We start from the raw sequence: 21997 nt of genomic DNA, 5'->3' as shown, positions 1-21997 counted from the left end.
AGAGCCAGGCAGAGACTCAGCCGGAAAGCTAAGCGGCTGAAGGAGTTAAGCGAAGGAGGCATGTTGGCAACGACCGCCGAAAGCAAGCACAGCCGCCGCCCCGCGGGCGGCGCGGGCGCCACCGCCAAGGCGCCGCGGCAACCGCTGCGGCGCTGTCTGGCCAGTGGCGCCGTCTTGCCCAAGGCGGACTTGCTGCGCTTTGCCGTCGACCCCGAGGGCCAGGTGGTTCCCGATCTTGGCGAGCGCCTGCCCGGCAGGGGTTTGTGGTTGCAGCCGCGCCGCGATATGATGGAAAAGGCGTGCAAAAAGAACCTTTTTGCCAGGGCGGCGAAAAGGCAGCTTCGTGTGCCTTCCGATCTTGTCGAGCAAGTCGAGCTCTTGGCCTTGCGGCGGTGTCTCGATCAGCTTGGGCTGGCACGGCGGGCGGGTTCCGTTGTCGTCGGCTATGAGAAGGTCAAGGCGGCGTTGAAGGCGGACCGCATCGGGCTGTTGCTGCAGGCCGAAGACGGCGCCGCGGACGGAACCGACAAGCTGCGTGCCCTGGCGCAGGCGGTGGGCAAAGGAACGGCCGTCCAGTCGTTCTGCGACGCTGCGGCTTTGGGCGCTGCCCTGGGGCGGTCTGCGGCCGTTCATGTCGGCGTGATGCGGGGCCGCTTTGCGGCGGCCCTGGAGAGGGATGTGGAGCGCCTTGCGGGTCTGCGGGGCGGTCAGGATCGAGGAAACGGGGTTGGGCGCCCAACCGAAGGTGAGCGCTGGAGCACATGACGACAAGCAAGGAAAGCGAAGCCAAGAGGCCGTTGAAGCTGAACCGGCCGGGCAAGCTGCAGCTGAAGAAGACGGTTGAGACGGGCCAGGTGCGCCAGAGCTTCAGCCATGGCCGGAGCAAGGCGGTTACCGTTGAGGTGAAGCGCAGCCGCACCTTCGAGCGCGGCTCTTCCGGCCGCATGAAGGAGGTCACCGAGTCCGGCAAGGAAGCGGAGAACGTCCTCGCCGAAGCCGCGGACGCCGCCCCCGTCGAGACGGTCGAGGAAAAGCCGAGCAGCAAGCATCACCTCTCCGCCGAGGAGCGGGCGAGCCGCGCACGGGCCTTGGAGATTGCCAAGGAGGAAGAGGCCAGCCGGCGCGAGCGCGAGGCTGAAGAGGCGGAACGCCGCGCCGAGCAGGCCAAGCTGGCCGCTGAGGAGCGGGAGCGCCGCGAGGCCGAGGAAGAGGCCGAGCGCGCCAAGGCTGCCGAAGAGGCAAAGCGTCAGGCCGAGCTCGAAGCCGAACGTGCGGCTGAGCAGGCTGCGGCCGCAGCGCCGGCGGAACCCGCAGCGGCGCCGGCCGCAACCCCGGCGGCCAAGCCGGCGCCCAAGGCCAAAACGGGTGAAAGCGACGATGCGGCCGGGCGCGTAAAGCGCAAACCCGCTGCCCCTCCCAAGGCGACGCCAGGCCGCCGCGGCGAGCAGCGCCGGCGCTCCGGCAAGCTGACCATCAGCCAGGCCCTGGACGGCCAGGAGACGCGCCAGCGCTCCCTGGCTTCGGTCAAGCGCCAGCGCGAAAAGCAGCTGCGTGCCAGTGCCGGCCATCAGCCGCACCAGCCGCCGCAGAAGGTCATCCGCGAGGTCGTCGTGCCGGAAATCATCACGGTGCAGGAGCTGGCCAACCGCATGGCCGCGCGCGGCGCAGACGTGGTGAAAGCATTGATGAAGATGGGGGTTATGGCGACCATCACCCAGTCGATCGACGCCGACACGGCGGAGCTTGTGGTCGAGGAATTCGGCCACAAGATCAAGCGCGTTTCCGCTTCCGACGTGGAAATCGGCATGCGCGGCGCCGACGACGACCCCGAGGCCCTGCAGGCGCGGCCGCCGGTGGTCACCGTCATGGGCCACGTCGACCACGGCAAGACATCGTTGCTCGACGCCCTGCGGTCGACCGACGTCGTCTCCGGCGAGGCCGGCGGCATCACCCAGCATATCGGGGCCTATCAGGTGCGCCTGGCCTCCGGCGAGCGGATCACCTTCGTCGATACGCCGGGCCACGCCGCCTTCACCGAGATGCGCTCGCGCGGTGCCAACGTCACCGACATCGTGATCCTGGTGGTTGCCGCCGACGACGGCATCAAGGAGCAGACGGTCGAGGCGATCAACCACGCCAAGGCCGCCGAGGTGCCGATCATCGTGGCGATCAACAAGATCGACAAGCCGGGCGCCGATTCCGCGCGGGTGAAGCAGGAACTGCTGCAGCACGAGCTCATCGTCGAAGACATGGGCGGCGACATCCTGGCCATCGATGTTTCCGCCACGGAGCGAACCAACCTCGACAAGCTCGAGGAAGCCATCCTGCTGCAGGCCGAGCTTCTGGAACTGAAGGCCAACCCCGACCGCGTGGCCGAGGGTGTGGTGGTTGAGGCCAAGCTGGAGCGCGGCCGCGGATCGGTGGCCACCGTCCTGGTGCAACGCGGCACCCTGCAGGTCGGCGACATCTTCGTGGCCGGCAGCGAGTGGGGGCGTGTACGCGCGCTGGTGAACGAGCGCGGCGAGCAGGTCAAGGAAGCCGGCCCGGCGGTTCCGGTGGAAGTGCTCGGCCTGAACGGCACCCCCTTTGCGGGCGATGACTTCACGGTCATGGAGAACGAGAGCCGCGCCCGCGAAATCGCCGAGTACCGTCAGCGCACCCGGCGCGAGAGCGAGATCACCGCATCCGGCCGCGGCACGCTGGAACAGATGATGAGCCGCATCAAGGAGGGCGAGGCCAGCGAACTGCCGGTCGTCGTCAAGTCCGACGTGCATGGCTCGATGGAAGCGATTGTCAGCAGCTTCGAGAAGCTGGGCAACGAAGAGGTCAAGGTGCGCGTGCTGCACAGCGGCGTCGGCGGCATCAACGAGTCCGACGTCACGCTGGCCGGGGCGACCGGGGCCATCATCGTCGCCTTCAACGTGCGCGCCAATCCGCAGGCCCGCGAACTGGCGCGCCGCGATTCCGTCGATATCCGCTACTACTCGATCATCTACGACGTGGTGGACGATGTGAAGGCGGCCCTCAGCGGCCTGCTTGCGCCCAAGCAGCAGGAGCAGTTCCTGGGCTACGCCGAGATCCGTCAGGTGTTCTCCAACTCCAAGGTCGGCAAGGTGGCGGGCTGCATGATCACCGAGGGCCTGGTCAAGCGTGGCGCCAAGGTGCGCCTGCTGCGCGACAACGTGGTCATCCACGACGGCACGCTGAAGACCCTGCGGCGCTTCAAGGACGAGGTGCGGGAAGTGAAGGAAGGTTATGAGTGCGGCATGGCCTTCGAGAACTACACCGACATCCAGGTAAGCGATCAGATCGAGTGCTACGAGATCCAAGAGGTGGCCCGCGCCCTCTAGCGTTTCCGCCGCCTGCTGGCCTTGAGGTCAGGGGCGGCGGCCCGCAGCAGGCGAAGAGCCGGTAAAGGCCATGGCTGCACAGCGACATCAATCCAGGCGCGGCCGCGCTCCGTCATCGGGCCAGCGCGCGCCCAATCAACGCGGGGCCGGGCAACGCGGGGCCGGGCAACGCGCACCCAGCCAACGCCAGCTTCGGGTCGGCGAGGAACTGCGGCACGCGCTGTCGCGCATCCTTGCGCGGGGCGAGCTGCACGACCCGGTGTTGAGCGATCTCAGCCTCACGGTCACCGAAGTGCGGATCAGCCCCGACCTGAAGAACGCCACCGCCTTCGTCGTGCCGCTCGGCGGCGGCGACAGCGCCGAGGCCCTGGAGGCTCTCAACCGCGCCGGCGCCTTTTTGCGCAGCCAGCTTGGCCGCGAGGTCCATCTGCGGCACGTGCCGCGGCTGTCCTTTCAGGCCGACGGCAGCTTCGACGAGGCGCAGAAGATCAACGCCCTGCTGCACAAGCCGCGGGTGTCCCGCGATATCGAGCAGCCGGACACGGGTGAGTCCGATCCCGGCACCAGCGGATCGCGCGGCGGTGACGAGGACGATGGCCGCTAAGGGACAGGCCCGGGCGGTCAACGGATGGCTGGTGGTCGACAAGCCGCTCGGCATCACCTCGACCCAGGTGGTCGGCCGCGTGCGCCGCGTTCTGCGGCCGCGCAAGCTGGGCCACGGCGGCACCCTGGATCCGCTCGCCACCGGCCTGCTGCCGATCGCCATGGGCGAGGCGACCAAGACGGTCTCCTATGTCATGGATGGACGAAAGTCCTATCGCTTCACCCTGCGCTGGGGCCAGGCGACGGAGACCGACGACGCCGAGGGGGCGGTGATCGAAGAGTCGGACCAGCGTCCGGAGACTGCGGCGATCGAGGCCGTCCTGCCCGATTTCACCGGCGAGATCGAGCAGATCCCGCCGCTCTATTCGGCCATCAAGGTGGGGGGTCGGCGCGCCTACGACCTGGCCCGTGCCCAGGCGGACTTTGAGCTGAAGGCCCGCACGGTGACGGTGTACAAGCTGACCCTGAAGGAGATGCCCGATCGCGACCACGCCGTTTTCGAGGTGGTCTGCGGCAAGGGCACCTATATGCGTTCGCTCGCCCGCGACCTGGGGCGCGCCACCGGCACCGTCGCCCATATCACCGAGCTTCGGCGATTAACCGTAGGTCCGTTTACCGAAGACGACGCGATTTCGCTGGAATCTTTGGAATCCATCGGGCATAGTCCCGCCGCCTTGGAGCAGGTGCTCCCGGTTGAGACCGCGCTGGACGACATCCCGGCGCTGGCCTTGTCCGAAACCGAGGCGAACCGCCTGCGCTGCGGGCAGGCCGTGTCCATGGTGGCACGTGCCCACCGCGAACGCATTCGTGACCTCAGGAACGGAGCCATCGTCTTCGCCACCTCTGGCGGCAAGCCGGTGGCCCTGGCCCGTTACGAAGCCGGCGGCCTTCACCCGGTCCGGGTTTTGAATCTTTAGAGTTATGGAGACTGACGATGTCGATCACTGCCGAGCGCAAGACTGCGCTGATCGAAGAGTATGGAACCCACACGGGCGACACCGGGTCGCCGGAAGTTCAGGTTGCGATCCTCACCGAGCGCATTGTGAACCTGACCGACCACCTGAAGACCCACAAAAAGGATTTCCACTCGCGTCGCGGCCTGCTGGTCATGGTTGGCCAGCGCCGGCGCCTGCTGGACTACGTTAAGGGCAAGGACAAGGCACGCTACGAGGGCCTGATCCAACGCCTGGGCCTGCGCCGCTAAGGCGGGCCGACCATGACCGCGCTGCGCGCCGCCGGGTTTCCGCCGTCCTCTGAGGGTTGCGGAGTTCTGCGGCGCAGGCGCGGACGAAGAGTACGAATGACTGCATGTGACATCGTGACAACGCCGGCACGATGGCTCTTTGGAGGGCCGGGCCGACGTAAGGGGCGTCAGGATTCTGGGACACCAGGGTCCCGGGCGCCCCTTGCGCGGGTCCGGCGCTTTGCTTTTTGGCAAATGACCAACCGGCGTAAGGTTGGAAGGACCTGATTTGAATGTTTGATATCCATAAGCAGGAAATCGAGTGGGGCGGCCGTACGCTGACCCTGGAGACCGGAAAGATCGCGCGCCAGGCCAATGGTGCCGTCATGGCAACCTATGGCGAGACGGTGGTGCTCTGCACCGCGGTCGGTGAGGCTGCGCCGCGTCCGGGCATGGATTTCTTCCCGCTCACCGTGAACTACCAGGAAAAGACCTTCGCCGCCGGCAAGATTCCCGGCGGGTTTTTCAAGCGCGAGGGACGCCCCTCTGAAAAGGAGACGCTGGTCTCCCGCCTGATCGACCGGCCGATCCGGCCGCTTTTCGCCAAGGGCTACAAGAACGAGACCCAGGTGATCTGTACCGTCCTCAGCCACGATCTGGAGAACGATCCCGATATCGTGGCCATGGTCGGCGCCTCGGCCGCCCTCACCATCTCCGGTCTGCCGTTCCTCGGCCCCATCGGCGGCGCAAGGGTCGGCTACAAGGACGGCGAGTACGTGCTGAATCCGCTGATGGACGAGATGGAGGACGCGGCTCTTGACCTGGTCCTCGCCGGCACCCGCGAAGGTGTGCTGATGGTCGAGTCCGAGGCGCATGAGCTTTCCGAGGAGGTCATGCTGGGCGCGGTGAACTTCGGTCACGAGCAGATGCAGCCGGTCATCGACGGCATCATTGCCCTGGCCGAGCGTTGCGCCAAGGAGCCGCGCGAGGTGCCTCCGCCGGCCCCCGAGATCGAAGAGGTCAAGGAGAAGCTGCTGGCCGGCGGCATCATGGACAAGCTCGCCGAGGCCTATACCGAGGTCGACAAGATGGAGCGCCAGTCCAAGCTGGCGGCGGTGCGCGAAGCGGCGCTGGAGCCGCTGAGCGACGAGGAGAAGGAGTTCGCCTCCGGCCTCTTCAAATCGCTGGAAAGCGATGTCGTGCGCGGCAACATCCTGAAGGGGACCAAGCGCATCGACGGCCGCACCACCACGGACATCCGCCCGATCGTGTCGGAGGTCGGCGTGCTGCCTCTGACCCACGGCTCTGCGCTCTTCACCCGCGGCGAGACCCAGGCCCTGGCGACCACCACGCTGGGCACCGGCCAGGACGAGCAGCTGATCGACTCCCTGGAGGGCAGCTACCGCGAACACTTCATGCTGCACTACAACTTCCCCCCTTACTCGGTGGGTGAGTGCAGCTTCCGCCTGGCCCCGGGCCGCCGCGAAATCGGCCACGGCAAGCTGGCCTGGCGCGCCCTGCGTCCGCTGCTGCCGAGCAAGGAGGACTTCCCCTACACCATTCGCGTGGTCTCGGAGATCACCGAGTCCAACGGGTCTTCCTCCATGGCCACGGTCTGCGGTTCCTCGCTGTCGATGATGGATGCCGGCGTGCCCCTGGCGCGCCCGGTGGCCGGTATCGCCATGGGCCTGATCAAGGAGGGTGACGACTTCGCCGTGCTCTCCGACATCCTGGGCGATGAGGACCACCTCGGCGACATGGACTTCAAGGTGGCCGGCACCGAGCAGGGCATCACCTCGCTGCAGATGGACATCAAGATCACGTCCATCACCAAGGAGATCATGGCTGTCGCCCTGAACCAGGCCAAGGACGGCCGCATGCACATCCTGGGCGAGATGAACAAGGCCCTGACCACCGCACGCGAAGGCGTCTCCGAAAACGCCCCGCGGATCACGGTGATCACGGTGCCCAAGGACAAGATCCGCGACATCATCGGCACCGGTGGCAAGGTGATCCGCGAGATCACCGAGGAGACCGGCGCCAAGATCGACATCGAGGACGACGGCACGGTGAAGGTGGCCGCCGTCGACCAGGATCAGGCGCAGGCGGCGCTCGACTGGATCAAGTCCATCGTCGCCGAACCCGAGGTCGGCGTGATCTACGACGGCAAGGTCGTGAAGGTGGTCGACTTCGGCGCCTTCGTGAACTTCCTCGGACCCCGCGACGGTCTCGTGCACATCAGTGAGCTGGCGCCGCAGCGCGTCGCCACCGTTGGCGACGTGGTCAACGAGGGCGACACCGTCAAGGTGAAGTGCATCGGCATGGACCGCGGCAAGGTGAAGCTCTCCATGAAACGGGTGAACCAGGAGACCGGCGAGGACCTGGAAGCCGAGGCCAGCTAAGGCCCGCACCCAGAAGACAGCGAACGGGCCGGCAGGGAGGGCGTCTTTTCATGACCTCCCCGCCGGCCTTTTCTGTGCCGCCGCTGCGCCTTCCGCGGGTCATGGGCCATCGCGGCGCCCTGGCGCTGGCGCCGGAAAACACCCTCGCCTCCATCGAAGCCGCGGCCGCGGCGGGAGTCACCTGGGTGGAGTTCGACGTCATGCTGACCGGCGACCGCCAGCCGGTCCTGATGCACGACAAGACCCTGAAGCGCACGACGGGTATGGCCGGCGCCATGGCCGAGACGCCGCTTTCGGTGATCAGCGGGCTGGACGCCAGCGCCGGTTTCGCCCGCAAGCGGGGCGCCGCTGCCGCGGCGGAATTCCGCGGCCGCGACGACTGCCGTGTTCCCACTCTGGAAGAGACCGTCGCCTGCCTGCTGGCGCTCGGCCTGACGCCCAATGTGGAAATCAAGCCGACCCCCGGCCTGGCCGAGGAAACCGCTACCGTCGCCCTGGAGCGGCTGCTGCCGCTCTGGCCTGAAGACCGCCTGCCGCCGCTGATCAGTGCCTTTGAGTGGGATGCGCTGACGGTTGCCAGAGAGATGGCTCCGCTCTGGCCCCGCGGGTTGCTGTCGCACGAATTCCCCAAGGACTGGCAGGCCGCCATGACCCGCTACGACTGCGCCTCGCTGCACGTGAACTGGCGGCATCTCGGCACGGCCAGGGTGCAGGCGGTGAAGACGGCCGGCTATGCCGTCGCCAGCTATACGGTGAACCAACTCACCGTCGCCCGCCGCCTGGTGAAGATGGGGGTCGACTGCCTCATCACCGACCGCCCGGACCGCCTCCTGGCCGGACTGACCGACTAGGTCGTCGGGCTCCGCGGTGCGGTGTCGCGCTGCGCTGTGCCTTGGCTCAGGACCGCGCAGTGGCGGTGAGTTCTTTCAGGATGCCTGCCGCCTTGCGGTATTCGACGCTGTCTTCGCCCTGGCGATAGGCTTCCCGCTGCCCGGCTCCCGTCCGGTCTCCGGCGGTCGCGGCACGGTCCCCGAACCAGGCGTAGCGTGGCTCCAGGACCTGGCGCGCTGCCGCTGCGTCGCCATGGTCCAGGTGAAGCTGCGCAAGGCTGACGGCGGCCCGCAGAGCCCAGAGCCGGGCGTCCTGGGCGCCGGCCAGGTCCAGCGCGCGCTGGAACTCGGCCTCGGCCCTGGCCGGCTCGGGCTCTGCCGCGGACAGCAGCAGCGCCCCGCGGATACGATGAAGCTCCGCCTCGTACCAGCGTTCCCCGGTCTGTCCGACCATCTCCAGCGCCTCGTCGATCTGGGCGAGGCCCGCTTCCGGCGCCCCGTCGGCCCCCAGAAGCTCGGCCAGCAGCCCGAGGAAGTAACAGACCTCCAGAACCTCGCCGGTGGCCCGGTGGGCGGCCAGGGCCTGGCGAAAGACCTCGATCCCCGCCGCGCTGTCGCCGCCACGCGCCTTCAGCCAGCCCTGAAACATCTGTCCCAGCGAGCGCCAGTGCGGATAGCCCTTCTCGCCCGCCAGCGCGACCACCCGCTCGGCGCAACGCCCGACGCTGGCGTCGTCACGGCAGAACTGGTGCAGATAGCAGGCGTTGCCGTTGGCGACCACGAGGGCATAGGCCTCGTCGTCGGCCTCCGCGATGGCCAGGGCGCGGCCGGCCTGGGCGAGTGCGGTCTCCGGAAAGCCGAGCGCGAAGGATGTCCAGGAGAGATAGCAGAGATCGAGCACCGGGGACTCGGGCCGCCCGATCTCGCTGCCGCTGCCGGGGCGCGCCGGGCCGTTCAGGGCGATGGCCTTTTCCAGGTTGTCCCGCGCTTCGGCGAAGTCGCCCTGGCCGAAGGCGGTTCGGCCAATGGCGCTGTGTCCGCGCAGCAGGGCGTTGTCGTCGTTCAACTCCGCGCCCAGGTCCAGCAGGGATGTGCCGAAGTTGCGCGCCTCCTGCAGGTTGGCGTTGCCTTGATGAAAAAGGAAGCTGCCGTAGAGCACCCGAAACAGCAGGGTCTTGTCCGCTTCGTTCTCGCAGAGCCTCAGCGCCTGCGCCCAGGCGGCACCGGTCTCCCGCGCCCCGGTTCCCATGGTCGCGCGCAGCGCTGTTGCCTGGGCGACACGCAGGCGCAGCTCCAGCGCCCGGTTGTCCGCCGCCTCTGTGATCGACGGCAGGAGAGCGAGGCCGAGATCGACCTCCGCCACCGCTTCCGACATGGCCGAGCGCAGGATCGCACGCTCCGCCGCTTTCAGGTGAAAGGCGATGGCGCGGTGCGGCAGTACGGCTTGCGCATAGTGATGGGCCAGCAACTCGGGTTCGGTGATCGTCAGGTGCGGGCTGCGGTCTTCCAGAAAGGCGGCGATCTGGGCATGGACGCGCCGGCGCTTCTTCTTCAGCAGGCTGCTGTAGGCCATTTCCTGGACCAGGGCGTGCTTGAAGCGGTAGATCGCCCGCGGCGGCGCGCCGGCCTGGTACAGAAGCTGCGCTTCGACCAAACGGTCCAGCGCGCGCTGCAGGTCGTGCTCAGACAAGTCGGAGATCGTTGCCAGCATCTTGAAAGAGAACTCACGCCCGATGACGGCTCCCATCTGGGCAACCTCGCGTGCTGCAGGATAGCGGTCGAGCCGCGCCAGAAGCGATCCGCGCAGGGTCGTGGGAATGCTCGTGGCCGGTGTCTCCGCTGCGACCTCATAGCGGTCGCCCAGGTCGACGACCGCATTGGATTCCAGGACCGCCTTGGTGAGCTGCTCGATGAAGAGGGCCACGCCGTCGGTTCGCTCTGCGATGGTGTCCACGAGGTCCTGTGGGAAGTCCTTGTCCTGTACGATGTGCCGGATGATGGTCTCGCACTCCGGGCGTTGCAGGCGGTCGAGGGACAGGCCGGTACCCGGAAAGAGGGGGCGCATCCGCGCCTCGGCCTCCGGACGCAGGGTGAGGATCAGCATGATCCTTTGGTTGCTGATCCGTTGTGCCAGCCGCTGCAGGAACTCCAAAGAGGTCGGGTCGATCCAGTGAAGGTCTTCGACGATCATCATCAGCGGGCGGTGTACCGCCATCGCTTCGGTCTCGGCGAGCATGACGTCAAGCAGGCGCTCCATGTCGAGCTGCTGTTCCGTGCTGACCCCGTCTTCCTCAGCCAGCTTCACCGACAGGAGGGGCGCAAAGAGACGCACGGCCTCCTCCGCATCCAGGGTGGAGTTCTTGAACTGCTCGTGAATCTTCGCCAGGGCGACCATCGGCGGATCATCGTCCGAGAGACCGGCCCGCCGCTGCATGCGCTCGATCAGCGGATGCAGCGGTTTGTTCTGGTGAAATGCGGTGCAGTGATAGGTGAGCGTGATCGATTTCTGCGCGCTCAGCCGCTCGATGAAAGCGCGGACCAGGCGTGACTTGCCGATGCCCGGCTCGCCGGCCAGCAGCACGACCTGGCCCTGGCCGCCGCGCGCCGCCTGCCAGCGGTCGGTCAGCAGGTTCATTTCTCCGGTGCGGTTAACGAAGGGTACCAGCTCGTCGGCCCGCTGCGCTTCGCGCTGCCTGTCCAGGTGGCGGGGACCGGTCACCTGCCAGGCCGAGACCGGCAGGGTAATGCCCTTGAGGCTCTTCGGCCCCAGGCTCTCCAGCTCGAAGACGTCGCGGGCGAGGTCGCAGGTCACCCTGTCGACCACGACACTGTCCGGCTCCGCCAGGGCCTGCAGGCGCGCAGCCACGTTGGGGGTCTCGCCGACGGCAGCGATCTCCTGTGCCGGGCCGACACCGACGAGGTCGCCCACCACCACCGAGCCGGTGCCGATGCCGACGCGGGTCTGCAGGCGCAAATCGGGCTGCGGGCGCAGCCGTGCGACTGTCTTGACGATTTCGAGCCCGGCGCGGATCGCCCGCTCCGCATCGTCCTCGTGGGCGCGCGGAAAACCGAAGTAAACAAGAACGCCGTCACCCATGTAGCGCGCCACGAAACCTTCCATTCGCGCGACGACACCGGCGCAGGCATCCTGATAGGCGCGCACGATGGTGCGCAGATCGTCGGGGTCGTAGCGGATCGACAGCTCCGTCGATCCGACGAGGTCACAGAACATTACCGTCAGGTGGCGCTGCTCGGCGCCGGAGCGCGAAACCGCTTCCTGCGGAGCGTCCGGCGATGGGCTGCCGCTTCCGCTGTTGTCTTCCGACAACCGCGCGATGGCGCGCCGCAGCTTCTTGCGCTCACCGAACGACAGGCCCAGCTCGATCAGGTCGCGCTCCGTCAGATCCGCCAGAATGTCGAAGTCGATATCCTGTTCGGCGAAGGCGGCGGCATGGCGATCCAGACCCAGACTCTGCAGCCAGTCGTAAAGAGTGGTCATGTCTCCCTGCAGTCTCCCTGACGGTGGCTGGCCGTCCTTGAGGGCTTTGTGCCCTTCTTCCCGCCCTTGCCGCGCATAAGTCTAGTCACCCATTTGCTCGCCGTTACAGGGACTCTTATGTGGTAGTCATCTTGCTCTGGTGGCGCCGCTGCCAGTGGTCGGAATCGTTTCAAGCAATTGATTTAGAACATCTTTATGGCAGTATTTTCGGGGACAGGGGGGCGAGATGAACCATACCGAGCCGGCGATTGCCGTTACGCCGCGAAGACAGCTCGGGACAGCGGCCGGGGCTCTGTCCTCCCGCATTAGAACCATGGCGCGCAACCGCGCCTCAGTTGCGTCCATAGGGTTGTCGGCGCCCTTGCGCAACGCCCTTGCCCGGCTGTACCGCCGCGGTGCGGAGGTGGCGCTTGCCGGCATGCCGCCCCGCCGTATCCGCACCACGATCTCCCTGGCGGGGCGCTGTCCCGCGGTGCTGTTCTATCTTCCCGTGCTGCTTCACTGCCTGCGTCTTGCCTGGCGCCACCGGGGCTTCACCCTGCCCTCGGTTGCGAACCCCAACATCGAGTGCGGCGGCTTTCGCGGCGAGTCGAAGATGTCCTACCTGGACCAGATTCCGGACGACCTGCAGGGCTGGGTGGCACCCTCCCTGCGCTTTGTCCTGCGCGCCGACGCGGACCGGCGGCAAGACCTCCGTGTCCTGCAAGAGAGCCTGAAGCGTGCCGGGCTCTGCTTTCCGCTGGTGGCAAAGCCGGACATCGGATCCCAGGGTTACGGCGTGCGGCTGGTTGCCACGCCCGGCGCGCTCGCCGGCTACCTGGCACGCTTTCCCCGCGGCGAGGCGGTCATCCTGCAGCGCTACATCGATTGGCAGGGAGAGGCCGGTGTCTTCTACATAAGGCGGCCGGACGAACCGCGGGGGCGGATCTTCTCGCTGGGGTTCCGCTGCTTCCCCCACGTGGTCGGCGACGGCAGGTCCACCCTGGGCGCGCTGATCGATACCGACCCGCGCACCCGGCGTATGGCGCGCCGGCACCGCAAGGCATTCCTGCCTCATCTCGCAAAGGTGCCGCCGGCCGGTGAGATGGTGCGCCTCTCTCTCCTCGGCAGCGTCAGGACCGGCGCCTTTTACTATGACGGCCAGGACTACGTGACGCCGGCCCTGACGGCGCGCATCGACGAGATCAGCCGGCGGATGCCGGCGTTTCACTTCGGCCGCTTCGACGTTCGTTTTGAATCGGTGGAGGCCCTGAGGCGCGGCGAGGGTTTTCAGATCATGGAGGTGAACGGCGCCAGTGCCGAGGCGCTGCACATCTGGGATCCGGACCAGAGCCTGACCGAGACCTACAGGGTGCTCTTCGACCAATTCCGCCTGCTCTACGAGATCGGTGCCTGCAACCGCGACCGCGGCCACCGGCCGATCGGCCTGGCCGCCTTTCTGGCGCTTCAGTGGCGGGAGTCGTCTCTGCTGCGGCGCTATCCGGCGTCGGGCTGATGCAGGTCGTCGTTGCGGGTGCGTGTCAGCTTCCCATGCGGCCGGGCGAGGGAATGCCGACGATATTGTAGCCGCCGTCGACGTAATGCACTTCGCCCGTCACGCCCTGGGACAGGTCGGAGGCGAAGTACAGACCGGCCGAGCCGACCTCTTCCAGCAGTACGTTGCGCTTCAGCGGCGCATGGTCGCGGTTCCAGCCGAACACGAAGCGGGCATCGCCGATGGCGGAGCCGGCCAGGGTGCGCATGGGTCCGGCGGAGATGGCGTTGACACGGATCCCGTTCTCGCCCAGGTCCACCGCCAGGTAACGGACGCTGGCCTCCAGCGCCGCCTTGGCCACCCCCATGACGTTGTAGTTCGGGGTCACCCGCTCGGCGCCCAGATAGGTCAGGGTGACCAGGCTGCCGCCGGGTCCCATGATGGTGGCCGCCTGGCGGGCCACGGCGGTGAAGGAGTAGCAGGAGATCGCCAGCGTGCGGCGGAAGTTGGCGCGGCTGGTGTTGAGGTAACGGCCCTTCAGCTCTTCCTTGTCGGAGTAGGCGATGGCGTGGATCACAACGTCGACACTGCCCCAGCGGTCCTTCAGGCTGTCGAAGGTCGCGGCGACATCGCTCTCCTGTTCCACGTCGCAAGGCAGCACGATGTCGGAGCCGAGCGATTCCGCCAGCGGCCGCACGCGGCGCTCAAAAGCGCTGCCCTGAAAGGTGAAAGCCAGTTCCGCGCCCTGTGCGTGCAGCGCCTTTGCGATACCCCAAGCGATTGAGTGGTCGTTGGCCACCCCCATGATCAGGCCGCGCTTGCCGGCCATCAGCCCCGCCATCGAATTCCCCCGACCTTATCCCTCGAAACGCTTGAACGCGAGGCTCGCGTTGGTTCCGCCGAAACCAAAGCTGTTGGACATGACACAGTTCAACGACACGCCGTCTTCCATCTCGCGGACGATGGGCATGCCCTCAGCTTCCGGGTCGAGATTGTCGATGTTGGCCGAAGCGGCCAGGAAGTTGTTGTCCATCATGAGCAGGGAGTAGATCGCCTCGTGGACCCCGGTCGCCCCCTGCGAATGACCGGTCAGCGACTTTGTGGAAGAAATCCGCGGCATGTCGGCGCCGAAGGCGTCGCGGATGGCTGTGAGCTCGGGAATGTCGCCGGCCTGGGTGGAGGTGCCGTGGGCGTTGATGTAGTCCACCGGGGTGTTGCCGAGGCTCTGCATGGCAAGGCGCATGCAGCGCAGCGCGCCCTCGCCCGAGGGCGCGACCATGTCGGCGCCGTCGGAGGTGGCGGCGTAGGCGGCGACCTCGCCGTAGATCTTGGCGCCGCGGGCTTTCGCGCGCTCCAGATCCTCCAGCACCACAACGCCGCCGCCGCCGGAAATCACGAAGCCGTCGCGGTCGCGGTCGTAGGCGCGCGAGGCGCGGGCCGGTTCGTCGTTGAAGCCGCTGGAAAGCGCACCCATGGCGTCGAAGAGGACGGTGAGGGTCCAGTGCAGCTCCTCACCGCCGCCGGCGAAGACAATGTCCTGCTTGCCGAGCTGAATCAGCTCCGAGGCGTTGCCGATGCAGTGGGCCGAGGTCGAGCAGGCCGAGGAGATCGAGTAGCTGAGGCCCTTGATCTTGAAGGCCGTGGAAAGATTGGCGGAGTTGGTCGAGGACATGCAGCGCGGCACCATGTAGGGCCCGACCCGCTTGGGGCCCTTGTCGCGCGCCAGATCCGCCGCCGCCACCTGGTTCGAGGTGGAGGGACCGCCAGACCCCATGACCAGGCCGCTGCGCTCGTTGGAAACCTCGGCCTCGCTCAGACCGGCGTCGGCGATGGCTTCCTGCATGGCGATGTAGTTGTAGGCCGCGCCGTCGCCCATGAAGCGGCGCAGCTTGCGGTCGACATGCTCGGCGATGTCGATGTTGAGGGAGCCGTGGACATGGCTCCGGAATCCCATCTCGGCATAGGTGTCGCAGAACTCGACGCCGGAACGGCCCTGGCGCAGTGACTCGACCACCTCGGCCTTGTTGTTGCCGATACTGGAGACGATGCCTAATCCGGTGACAGCGACTCGGCGCATTTCCTTCATCCGTTCTCTGGCCAAAAGGCCCTCCGCGGGCCGCTTCGGCGCTCTGCTTTAGGGTCGCCTAGCTTAGGGTTGGCTGGCTTTGGGTCGACTATCGGTTCTCTCAATGTCCGAAGTCTATCGCAGTCCGAAGCCTTCCGAAGCCATTTGGGCCCGTCCTAAGCGGTTTGCGGCTCGCGCTGAAACAGGCCGACCTTGAGGTCCTTGGCCTCGTAGATGGGCTTGCCGTCGACTTTCATAATCCCGTCGGCGATGCCCAGAACCAGCTTGCCCATGCGCACGCGCTTCAGATCCAGGTGGTAGCTCACCAGCTTCGCCGTCGGCACCACCATGTCGGTAAACTTCACCTCACCGACGCCCAGCGCGCGGCCGCGGCCGGGGGCGCCGAGCCAGCCGAGGAAGAAGCCGACCAGCTGCCAGAGCGAATCAAGCCCGAGGCAGCCGGGCATCACGGGGTCGCCCTCGAAGTGGCACTCGAAAAACCACAGCTTCGGGTCAATGTCGAACTCAGCGACGATATGTCCTTTCCCGTGCTCACCGCCCTCTTCCGAGATCTCGGTGATACGGTGGAACATCAACATCGGCGGAAGGGGCAGCTGCGCGTTGCCAGGGCCGAAGAGCTTTCCGTGCGCGCAACGCAGCAGCTCTTCGTAACGAAAACTGTTCTGTCTCTTGCTCAAGCGATCCACCCAGTCCAGCACTTTCAATTCTCGGCCAAACCATCGGCCAATTCTGGGGCCAGTTCTGGGCGCGGTGCGCCGCGCCCTTGTGACCGCGCCCTTGTGACTACAAACCCCGCGCGCCCTTTGCCCATCCGCGCCGCAGTTTGCGTTTCCGAGAGGCTGCCGCTGCGGCACCGAAGCTCAAAGCCCGTCTCTACATAGGCCGATTGGCATCTGCATGCCACGACAAAAAGCGTTGCCACGTGACCCCTTACCGGCGCAGACAACGCTGAGGCGACTATAGCACAGGCCGGTCACTGTCAAACAGCTTCGCTTGGCCCCGCCGCGCCGCCGCCCGCCGGTTTGCGGTCGTCCTCCGGGCATCCTCGCTGCGTCCCTCTGGGCGTCCCCTGGGCTTCCTCTGGGCGTCCCGTCCAGCCTGTCATTTCATGGTTAACGGCGGTTTAACGGTCCCGTCATTCCGCAAAGTTTATAGGGGTTCCAAAGAAATTGACAATCGCCTGTTTTGAACACTTTAATTCCAGCGGTGGTGACCTATATCTGGAAGTGAAATGACCAAAGACCGTCCCTATAGCGCCCTCGTGCAGCGCCTGAAGACCGCCGGGCTTCGTCCGACGCGTCAGCGGCTTGCGCTCGCCAAGCTGCTTTTCGAGCCGACCGCAGGGGGCGACCGTCACATCACGGCCGAGCAACTTCATGCCGAGGCAGTGTCGGAGTCCGTCAGGGTCTCCCTGGCGACGGTCTACAACAGCCTGCACCAGTTCACCGAGGCGGGCCTGCTCCGCGAGGTGGTGGTCGAGCCCGGCCGCTCCTATTTCGACACCAACGTCTCGGACCATCACCACTTCTATCTCGAAGGCCGCGGACAGTTGCAGGACATTCCCGGCGAGCAGGTCCAGATGGACAGCCTGCCCACGCCGCCGGAGGGCACCCGCGTCGCCCGCGTCGACGTCATCATCCGCTTGTCGGAAGACGAGGAAACGGCGCAGTAAAGTCGCTTTTCTCTCCTTGATTTAAATCACAAATTAGAACTGTTCTAATCTGTTGACAGTGAACAGTCCGCGAGCTATGTAGAGCCCATGACGGGCGGCTTGCCGGCCATGCGGGGCGGCGAGCGGACAAGCCCGCAGGTTTACAGGAGAGTGAGATCAATGTCGCTTAAGGACTCGAAGACGGAACAGAACCTCAAGGATGCGTTTGCCGGCGAAAGCCAGGCCAATCGCCGCTATCTCTACTTCGCACAGAAGGCCGACATCGAGGGCTACAACGACGTTGCGGCGGTCTTCCGCTCCACGGCGGAAGGCGAGACCGGTCACGCGCACGGCCACCTGCAGTATCTGGAAGAGGTCGGCGACCCCGCCACCGGCGAGCCGATCGGCGATACCACGGCCAATCTGAAGTCCGCCATCGCCGGCGAGACCCACGAGTACACCGACATGTATCCGGGCATGGCGCGCACGGCGCGCGAAGAAGGCTTCGACGAGATCGCCGACTGGTTCGAGACTCTCGCCAAGGCCGAAAAAAGCCACGCCGGGCGCTTCCAGAAAGCCCTGGACACGATGGCTTGAGCCTCTGCGCTAAGCTCAGGGAGTTTTAGGCCAAGGGATAAGCCCAAGGCCAAGCTCACGGGTAAGCTCAGGGGGCTCATGCCCTTGGAGCCTGAAGCTCAGGCTCTAATTTCGGTATTGTCAGGACCGTAAGACACCTGAATCCGGGCAGAACCGCAGGGCCGTTCCGCAGGAACGGCCCGCGCGGCCGCTGCCGTTGTCATGCCTTCGCGCGCGGCGCAGTCTTTGCGCCGGGTGCGGAGAGGGGATCTTGAAGGCGGGGACGAAGAATGAGCGAAGGTGGTCTGAATGCGCCGGTGCGCCATCCCATAGATTGGAACGACCCGGACTTCTACGACTGGGACAAGCTGAACGCGGAGATGGAGCGCGTCTTCGACGTCTGTCACGGCTGCCGCCGCTGCTTCAACCTCTGTGACTCCTTCCCCCGGCTTTTCGACCTGATCGACGAGTCGGAAACCGGCGAGCTCGACAGCGTCGACAAGGCCGACTACAAGCCGGTGGTCGATGCCTGCACGCTCTGCGACATGTGCTTCATGGTGAGCTGCCCCTACGTGCCGCCCCATGAGTTCAACATCGATTTCCCCCACCTGATGCTGCGCTACCGCGCCGCGGAGCGCAAAAGCGGCAAGATCGACGACAATCTCGACCAGCTCACGCGGACCGACCGCAACGGCAAGCTGGCCGGTTTGGCGGCGCCGCTTTGCAACTGGGCCAGTTCCACCGAAAACAAAGTAACCCGCCCGGTGCTGGAAAAGACCGCCGGCATCCACCGTGAGGCCGCGTTGCCGGAATTCCACGGCAAGACCTTTGCCCTGCGCGCCATGGAATCGCCGCCGGAGGTCAATGCCGAAGCCCCCGCCAAGGGGCGCAAGGTGGCGCTCTATGCCACCTGCTTCGTCAACTACAACAACCCGCGCATCGGCGAGGCGGCGCGCGCCGTGCTGGCCAAGAACGGCGTCGAGACCGAGGTGGTCTATCCCTCCTGCTGCGGCATGCCGCAGTTGGAACAGGGCAACATCGAGAAGGTGGCCGAAGCCGCAAAGCGCGTCTCTGCAGAGCTTGGCCGCTGGATCGACGAGGGCTACGACATCGTTGCCCTGACGCCTTCCTGCGCCCTGATGCTGAAGTTCGAATGGCCGTTGATCCTGCCTGAAGACGCGGCGGTCAAGCGGCTCTCGGAAGCCACCTTCGATGTTACCGAGTACGTGGTCGACATCGCCAAAAAAGAAGGCCTGGCCGAGGGCCTGGCGCCCCTGGAAGGCGGCGTCGCCCTGCACATGGCCTGCCACGCCCGTGCCCAGAACGTCGGCGCCAAGGCCGCGGAGATGCTGCGCCTCGTCCCGGACGCGGACGTCAAGGTGGTGGAGCGCTGCTCCGGCCACGGCGGCTCCTGGGGTGTGATGAAGGAGAACTTCGACACCGCCATCAAGGTCGGCCGCACCGCCGCGCGCCAGACCGCCCAGGCGGGCAAGACCTACGTCGCCTCTGAATGCCCGCTGGCCGGTCAACACATCCTGCAGGGCATCGAACGCTTGAGGATGGACGACAAGCCCAGCTTCGACCGCAGCTATCACCCCATAGAACTCTTCGCCAGGGCCTACGGCTTCGGCGCCTGAGCGCTGCCTGCCAAAGCCGAGACCTGCCGATGGCGTAGACCAGCCCATGGCATAGACCAGAAGGACCCCCCGACCATGAATGCCGGACTAGCGATGAAACGAGAGATCACCCGCGACGACATCCTGCCGATGAAGGCCTATGCCGAGGAGCGGCGCGAGCTGCGCCGCGACCTGGTGGAGAAGAAGAAGTTCCGCCGCCAGGAGATCGGGCCCGTCTGCACCTTCTACTTCGAGAACTACGAGACCATGTGGGCCCAGGTCCACGAGATGCTCTATATCGAGAAGGGCGGCGAGGAACAGATCGCCGACGAGCTCAGCGCCTACAATCCGCTGATCCCCCAGGGTCGCGAACTGGTGGCGACGGTGATGTTCGAGATCGACGACCCGCTGCGGCGTAAGGACTTTCTGTCGAAGCTCGGCGGCATCGAGGAGACGGCCTTCTTCGAGGTCGACGGCGAACGCATCGTCGGCAAGCCGGAAGAAGACGTCGACCGCACCACCGCCGACGGCAAGGCGTCCTCCGTCCAGTTCATCCATTTCCACTTCAGCGAGGCTCAGATCGCCAAGTTCAGGACGCCGAACACGCGCGTGGTGCTGGGCTTCACGCACCCGGAGTACGGTCACATGACCATCCTGCCGGAGGACGTGCGCAGCGCCCTGGCGCAGGACTTCGCCTGAGGCAAGGCTGCCGCACCCTTCGAGACGCGGCCTTGCGGCCGCTCCTCAGGGTGAGGTAGAGGCTAACGGTTCCTCATGCTGAGGAGCGTGCGTGAGCACGCGTCTCGAAGCATGAGCGCCGCTTACCGGGGCTCTTCGTCCGGATAGAGGCCGTAGAAGCTGTCGCGCGGCAGCCAGCCGCTGTAGCCGCCGGCCGAGACCTCGCACCAGCCGTCGCGGCAGCGCTCCAGCGCCGCGATCACGCCGGCATCCAGCATGGCCACGCCAGGGGCCGCGGCCTCCGGTCGGCGCTTCAGGGTGCGGCGCTGGCCGGTGATCAGCACGCTGCGCCGGCCCTGAACCATGGACTGGTGGACCCAGCCCTCGGTGCCCTGCCAGTCGCGGATGCGCCGCCAGGTGTCGAACTCGTCGATGATCTCCACCGGCATGCCGCTGCGGCGGTAGACCCAGTCGATGGGGTAGCGGGTCCCCGGTCCGCTGCGCAGATTTACCTCCGACGCGCGCAGGCTGACGAAGCGCGGCAGCGGCAGGCCGGTGCGCCCGGGCGGGCTGGGGCGCGCTGCTTCCGCCTGTGACGCCGTGACCGCTGTGGTGTCCTCGGCGGCCGCAGGGGCAGCAAGGGACGGCGCCAGGGTCGCAAGGCCGGCCAGCGCCAGCGCCGCCGCCAAGCGTCGGGTCAGGGACGCCCAGGTCATGGCCACGCAGGGCCGATGGGCATCGCAGGGTCGCAGGGCCGGAGTCCGCATGGCTTCCTTCCTATCGCCCGGCTTCGCGTCCGGTCAAGACGGCCTGAGGGCGTAAGGCCGGCCCGCCCCCCTCTGAGCGGAAGTATTCTTCTGGGGCGGCGCGCTGATCGGCCGCAGGGCGGACCCTGCCAGTCAGCGTGGGGGCCGGCGTAGGGGATGGCCGCGCGCCCTGGACAAGCCCGCGCTCCGCCTGCTATGGCAAGGCCAGGACCCGGGCCCTGCCCGCCGCCCGCCAGGGGTGGCGGCAGCCCTTCCTCTGCGCCGTTCCAGCCCGGTCGGTCCAGCCCAGTCGATTTAGTCAGGTCGAGTGAGAAGCCATGCCCCACAAGAAGGTCCGCGTCATCGTCACCCGCCGCCTGCCGGATGCCATCGAAACGCGGATGATGGAGCTCTTCGACTGCCAGCTCAATCTGGAGGACAAGCCGCTTTCCCAGGCCCAGCTCATCGAGGCGGTGAAAGAGGCGGAGATTCTGGTGCCGACGGTCACCGACCGCATCGACGCCGCGGTGCTCTCCCAGGCCGGTCCGCAGCTTCGGCTCATCGCCTCCTTCGGCACCGGCGTCGACCACATCGACCTGAAGACCGCCCGCCAGCGCGGCATCACCGTCACCAACACGCCCGGCGTCCTCACCGAAGACACCGCCGACATGACCATGGCGCTGATCCTCTCCGTGCCGCGCCGCCTGGCGGAGGGTGAGCGCCTGGTGCGCTCCGGCGACTGGCAGGGCTGGGCGCCGACCGGCATGCTGGGCCACCGCGTCAACGGCAAGCGCCTGGGCATCATCGGCATGGGCCGCATCGGCAGCGCCGTGGCGCGGCGCGCCCGCGGCTTCGGCATGTCGATCCACTACCACAACCGGCGGCGGGTGCATCCCTCCCTGGAGGAGGAACTGGAGGCGACCTACTGGGAAAGCCTCGACCAGATGCTCTCGCGCATGGACATCATCTCGGTCAACTGTCCGCACACCCCGGCGACCTTTCACCTGCTCTCCGCCCGGCGCCTGAAGCTGCTGCGCGAGGAAGCCTATATCGTCAACACCTCGCGCGGCGAGGTGGTGGACGAGAACGCCCTGACCCGCGCGCTGGAGGCCGGGGAGATCGCCGGCGCCGGCCTCGACGTCTTCGAGCACGAGCCGGCCGTCAATCCCAAGCTGCTGCGTCTCGACAACGTGGTGCTGCTGCCCCACATGGGCTCGGCCACCATCGAGGGGCGCCTGGCCATGGGCGAGAAGGTGATCATCTCCATCAAGACCTTCGTCGACGGCCACACCCCGCCCGACCG

Annotated in this window: 18 protein-coding genes; 13 read left to right on the top strand and 5 right to left on the bottom strand. The window is 66.6% G+C overall.

What is annotated here, in order from left to right; all coding sequences use genetic code 11:
• The first annotated feature begins 60 nt into the window (after window positions 1-60).
• From Q0982_RS17555 to Q0982_RS17525, 7 genes are all read left to right on the top strand, one after another.
• A complete protein-coding gene (locus tag Q0982_RS17555) occupies window positions 61-765 on the top strand; it encodes an RNA-binding protein (protein ID WP_299397640.1) in 705 nt (234 codons plus the stop codon).
• A complete protein-coding gene (gene infB, locus Q0982_RS17550) occupies window positions 762-3350 on the top strand; it encodes a translation initiation factor IF-2 (RefSeq protein ID WP_299397639.1) in 2589 nt (862 codons plus the stop codon). Before Q0982_RS17555 ends, infB begins: the two co-directional genes overlap by 4 nt.
• A 70-nt stretch (window positions 3351-3420) precedes the next feature.
• A complete protein-coding gene (gene rbfA, locus Q0982_RS17545; RefSeq protein WP_299397638.1) occupies window positions 3421-3954 on the top strand; it encodes a 30S ribosome-binding factor RbfA in 534 nt (177 codons plus the stop codon).
• The gene (gene truB, locus Q0982_RS17540) at window positions 3944-4870 is read left to right on the top strand and encodes a tRNA pseudouridine(55) synthase TruB (RefSeq protein WP_299397637.1); all 927 of its coding nucleotides are present in this window, start codon (window positions 3944-3946) and stop codon (window positions 4868-4870) included. The genes rbfA and truB overlap by 11 nt, the downstream gene beginning before the upstream one ends.
• Window positions 4871-4887: 17 nt before the next feature.
• Window positions 4888-5157, top strand: coding sequence for a 30S ribosomal protein S15 (gene rpsO, locus Q0982_RS17535; protein ID WP_299397635.1), 270 nt, complete (start codon window positions 4888-4890; stop codon window positions 5155-5157).
• A gap of 272 nt (window positions 5158-5429) precedes the next feature.
• Entirely contained in the window at window positions 5430-7538 is a 2109-nt protein-coding gene (pnp, locus tag Q0982_RS17530; RefSeq protein WP_299397634.1) for a polyribonucleotide nucleotidyltransferase, read from the top strand.
• 50 nt (window positions 7539-7588) lie between these two features.
• Complete coding sequence (locus tag Q0982_RS17525; protein WP_299397632.1) at window positions 7589-8389, top strand: glycerophosphodiester phosphodiesterase family protein; 801 nt, start codon at window positions 7589-7591, stop codon at window positions 8387-8389.
• Between the two features lie 46 nt (window positions 8390-8435).
• Here the strand turns inward: Q0982_RS17525 and Q0982_RS17520 are convergent, their stop codons facing one another.
• Entirely contained in the window at window positions 8436-11867 is a 3432-nt protein-coding gene (locus tag Q0982_RS17520; protein WP_299397631.1) for an AAA family ATPase, read from the bottom strand.
• A 226-nt stretch (window positions 11868-12093) separates the two neighbouring features.
• On the opposite strand from Q0982_RS17520, the gene Q0982_RS17515 reads away from it, so the two are divergent.
• Entirely contained in the window at window positions 12094-13362 is a 1269-nt protein-coding gene (locus tag Q0982_RS17515) for a hypothetical protein (RefSeq protein WP_299397630.1), read from the top strand.
• 25 nt (window positions 13363-13387) lie between these two features.
• Here Q0982_RS17515 and Q0982_RS17510 read toward each other — a convergent pair whose 3' ends face one another.
• The 3 genes from Q0982_RS17510 to fabA form a co-directional block, all read right to left on the bottom strand.
• Complete coding sequence (locus tag Q0982_RS17510) at window positions 13388-14182, bottom strand: enoyl-ACP reductase (protein WP_299397628.1); 795 nt, start codon at window positions 14180-14182, stop codon at window positions 13388-13390.
• A gap of 15 nt (window positions 14183-14197) precedes the next feature.
• Complete coding sequence (gene fabB / locus Q0982_RS17505) at window positions 14198-15418, bottom strand: beta-ketoacyl-ACP synthase I (RefSeq protein WP_299397626.1); 1221 nt, start codon at window positions 15416-15418, stop codon at window positions 14198-14200.
• 164 nt (window positions 15419-15582) lie between these two features.
• Window positions 15583-16104 (bottom strand): 3-hydroxyacyl-[acyl-carrier-protein] dehydratase FabA, encoded by a 522-nt coding sequence (gene fabA, locus Q0982_RS17500; RefSeq protein WP_299397679.1) that lies wholly within the window; start codon window positions 16102-16104, stop codon window positions 15583-15585.
• Between the two features lie 554 nt (window positions 16105-16658).
• On the opposite strand from fabA, the gene irrA reads away from it, so the two are divergent.
• From irrA to Q0982_RS17480, 4 genes are all read left to right on the top strand, one after another.
• The gene (gene irrA / locus Q0982_RS17495; protein ID WP_299397625.1) at window positions 16659-17099 is read left to right on the top strand and encodes an iron response transcriptional regulator IrrA; all 441 of its coding nucleotides are present in this window, start codon (window positions 16659-16661) and stop codon (window positions 17097-17099) included.
• A gap of 159 nt (window positions 17100-17258) precedes the next feature.
• Window positions 17259-17675: a rubrerythrin family protein gene (locus tag Q0982_RS17490; protein ID WP_299397623.1), complete on the top strand. Its 417-nt coding sequence runs from the start codon at window positions 17259-17261 to the stop codon at window positions 17673-17675.
• 269 nt (window positions 17676-17944) lie between these two features.
• Window positions 17945-19291: a heterodisulfide reductase-related iron-sulfur binding cluster gene (locus Q0982_RS17485; RefSeq protein ID WP_299397622.1), complete on the top strand. Its 1347-nt coding sequence runs from the start codon at window positions 17945-17947 to the stop codon at window positions 19289-19291.
• A 75-nt stretch (window positions 19292-19366) separates the two neighbouring features.
• The gene (locus Q0982_RS17480; RefSeq protein WP_299397620.1) at window positions 19367-19969 is read left to right on the top strand and encodes a DUF3501 family protein; all 603 of its coding nucleotides are present in this window, start codon (window positions 19367-19369) and stop codon (window positions 19967-19969) included.
• 122 nt (window positions 19970-20091) lie between these two features.
• Here the strand turns inward: Q0982_RS17480 and Q0982_RS17475 are convergent, their stop codons facing one another.
• On the bottom strand, window positions 20092-20715 hold the full coding sequence (locus Q0982_RS17475) for an SH3 domain-containing protein (RefSeq protein ID WP_299397619.1): 624 nt from the start codon (window positions 20713-20715) through the stop codon (window positions 20092-20094).
• A 317-nt stretch (window positions 20716-21032) separates the two neighbouring features.
• On the opposite strand from Q0982_RS17475, the gene Q0982_RS17470 reads away from it, so the two are divergent.
• A partial coding sequence (locus Q0982_RS17470; protein ID WP_299397617.1) for a D-glycerate dehydrogenase occupies window positions 21033-21997 on the top strand: 965 nt, incomplete at its 3' end.

The sequence above is a fragment of the Pelagibius sp. genome (genome assembly GCF_028281305.1).
Lineage (GTDB): Bacteria > Pseudomonadota > Alphaproteobacteria > Kiloniellales > Kiloniellaceae > Pelagibius.
This window is presented reverse-complemented; position numbering and strand designations above follow the sequence as displayed.

Coding starts and splice junctions, on each gene's coding strand:
- Q0982_RS17555 (WP_299397640.1), top strand. CDS start 61: ATGTTGGCAACGACCGCCGAAAGCAAGCACAGCCGCCGCCCCGCGGGC.
- infB (WP_299397639.1), top strand. CDS start 762: ATGACGACAAGCAAGGAAAGCGAAGCCAAGAGGCCGTTGAAGCTGAAC.
- rbfA (WP_299397638.1), top strand. CDS start 3,421: ATGGCTGCACAGCGACATCAATCCAGGCGCGGCCGCGCTCCGTCATCG.
- truB (WP_299397637.1), top strand. CDS start 3,944: ATGGCCGCTAAGGGACAGGCCCGGGCGGTCAACGGATGGCTGGTGGTC.
- rpsO (WP_299397635.1), top strand. CDS start 4,888: ATGTCGATCACTGCCGAGCGCAAGACTGCGCTGATCGAAGAGTATGGA.
- pnp (WP_299397634.1), top strand. CDS start 5,430: ATGTTTGATATCCATAAGCAGGAAATCGAGTGGGGCGGCCGTACGCTG.
- Q0982_RS17525 (WP_299397632.1), top strand. CDS start 7,589: ATGACCTCCCCGCCGGCCTTTTCTGTGCCGCCGCTGCGCCTTCCGCGG.
- Q0982_RS17520 (WP_299397631.1), bottom strand. CDS start 11,867: ATGACCACTCTTTACGACTGGCTGCAGAGTCTGGGTCTGGATCGCCAT.
- Q0982_RS17515 (WP_299397630.1), top strand. CDS start 12,094: ATGAACCATACCGAGCCGGCGATTGCCGTTACGCCGCGAAGACAGCTC.
- Q0982_RS17510 (WP_299397628.1), bottom strand. CDS start 14,182: ATGGCGGGGCTGATGGCCGGCAAGCGCGGCCTGATCATGGGGGTGGCC.
- fabB (WP_299397626.1), bottom strand. CDS start 15,418: ATGCGCCGAGTCGCTGTCACCGGATTAGGCATCGTCTCCAGTATCGGC.
- irrA (WP_299397625.1), top strand. CDS start 16,659: ATGACCAAAGACCGTCCCTATAGCGCCCTCGTGCAGCGCCTGAAGACC.
- Q0982_RS17490 (WP_299397623.1), top strand. CDS start 17,259: ATGTCGCTTAAGGACTCGAAGACGGAACAGAACCTCAAGGATGCGTTT.
- Q0982_RS17485 (WP_299397622.1), top strand. CDS start 17,945: ATGAGCGAAGGTGGTCTGAATGCGCCGGTGCGCCATCCCATAGATTGG.
- Q0982_RS17480 (WP_299397620.1), top strand. CDS start 19,367: ATGAATGCCGGACTAGCGATGAAACGAGAGATCACCCGCGACGACATC.
- Q0982_RS17475 (WP_299397619.1), bottom strand. CDS start 20,715: ATGCGGACTCCGGCCCTGCGACCCTGCGATGCCCATCGGCCCTGCGTG.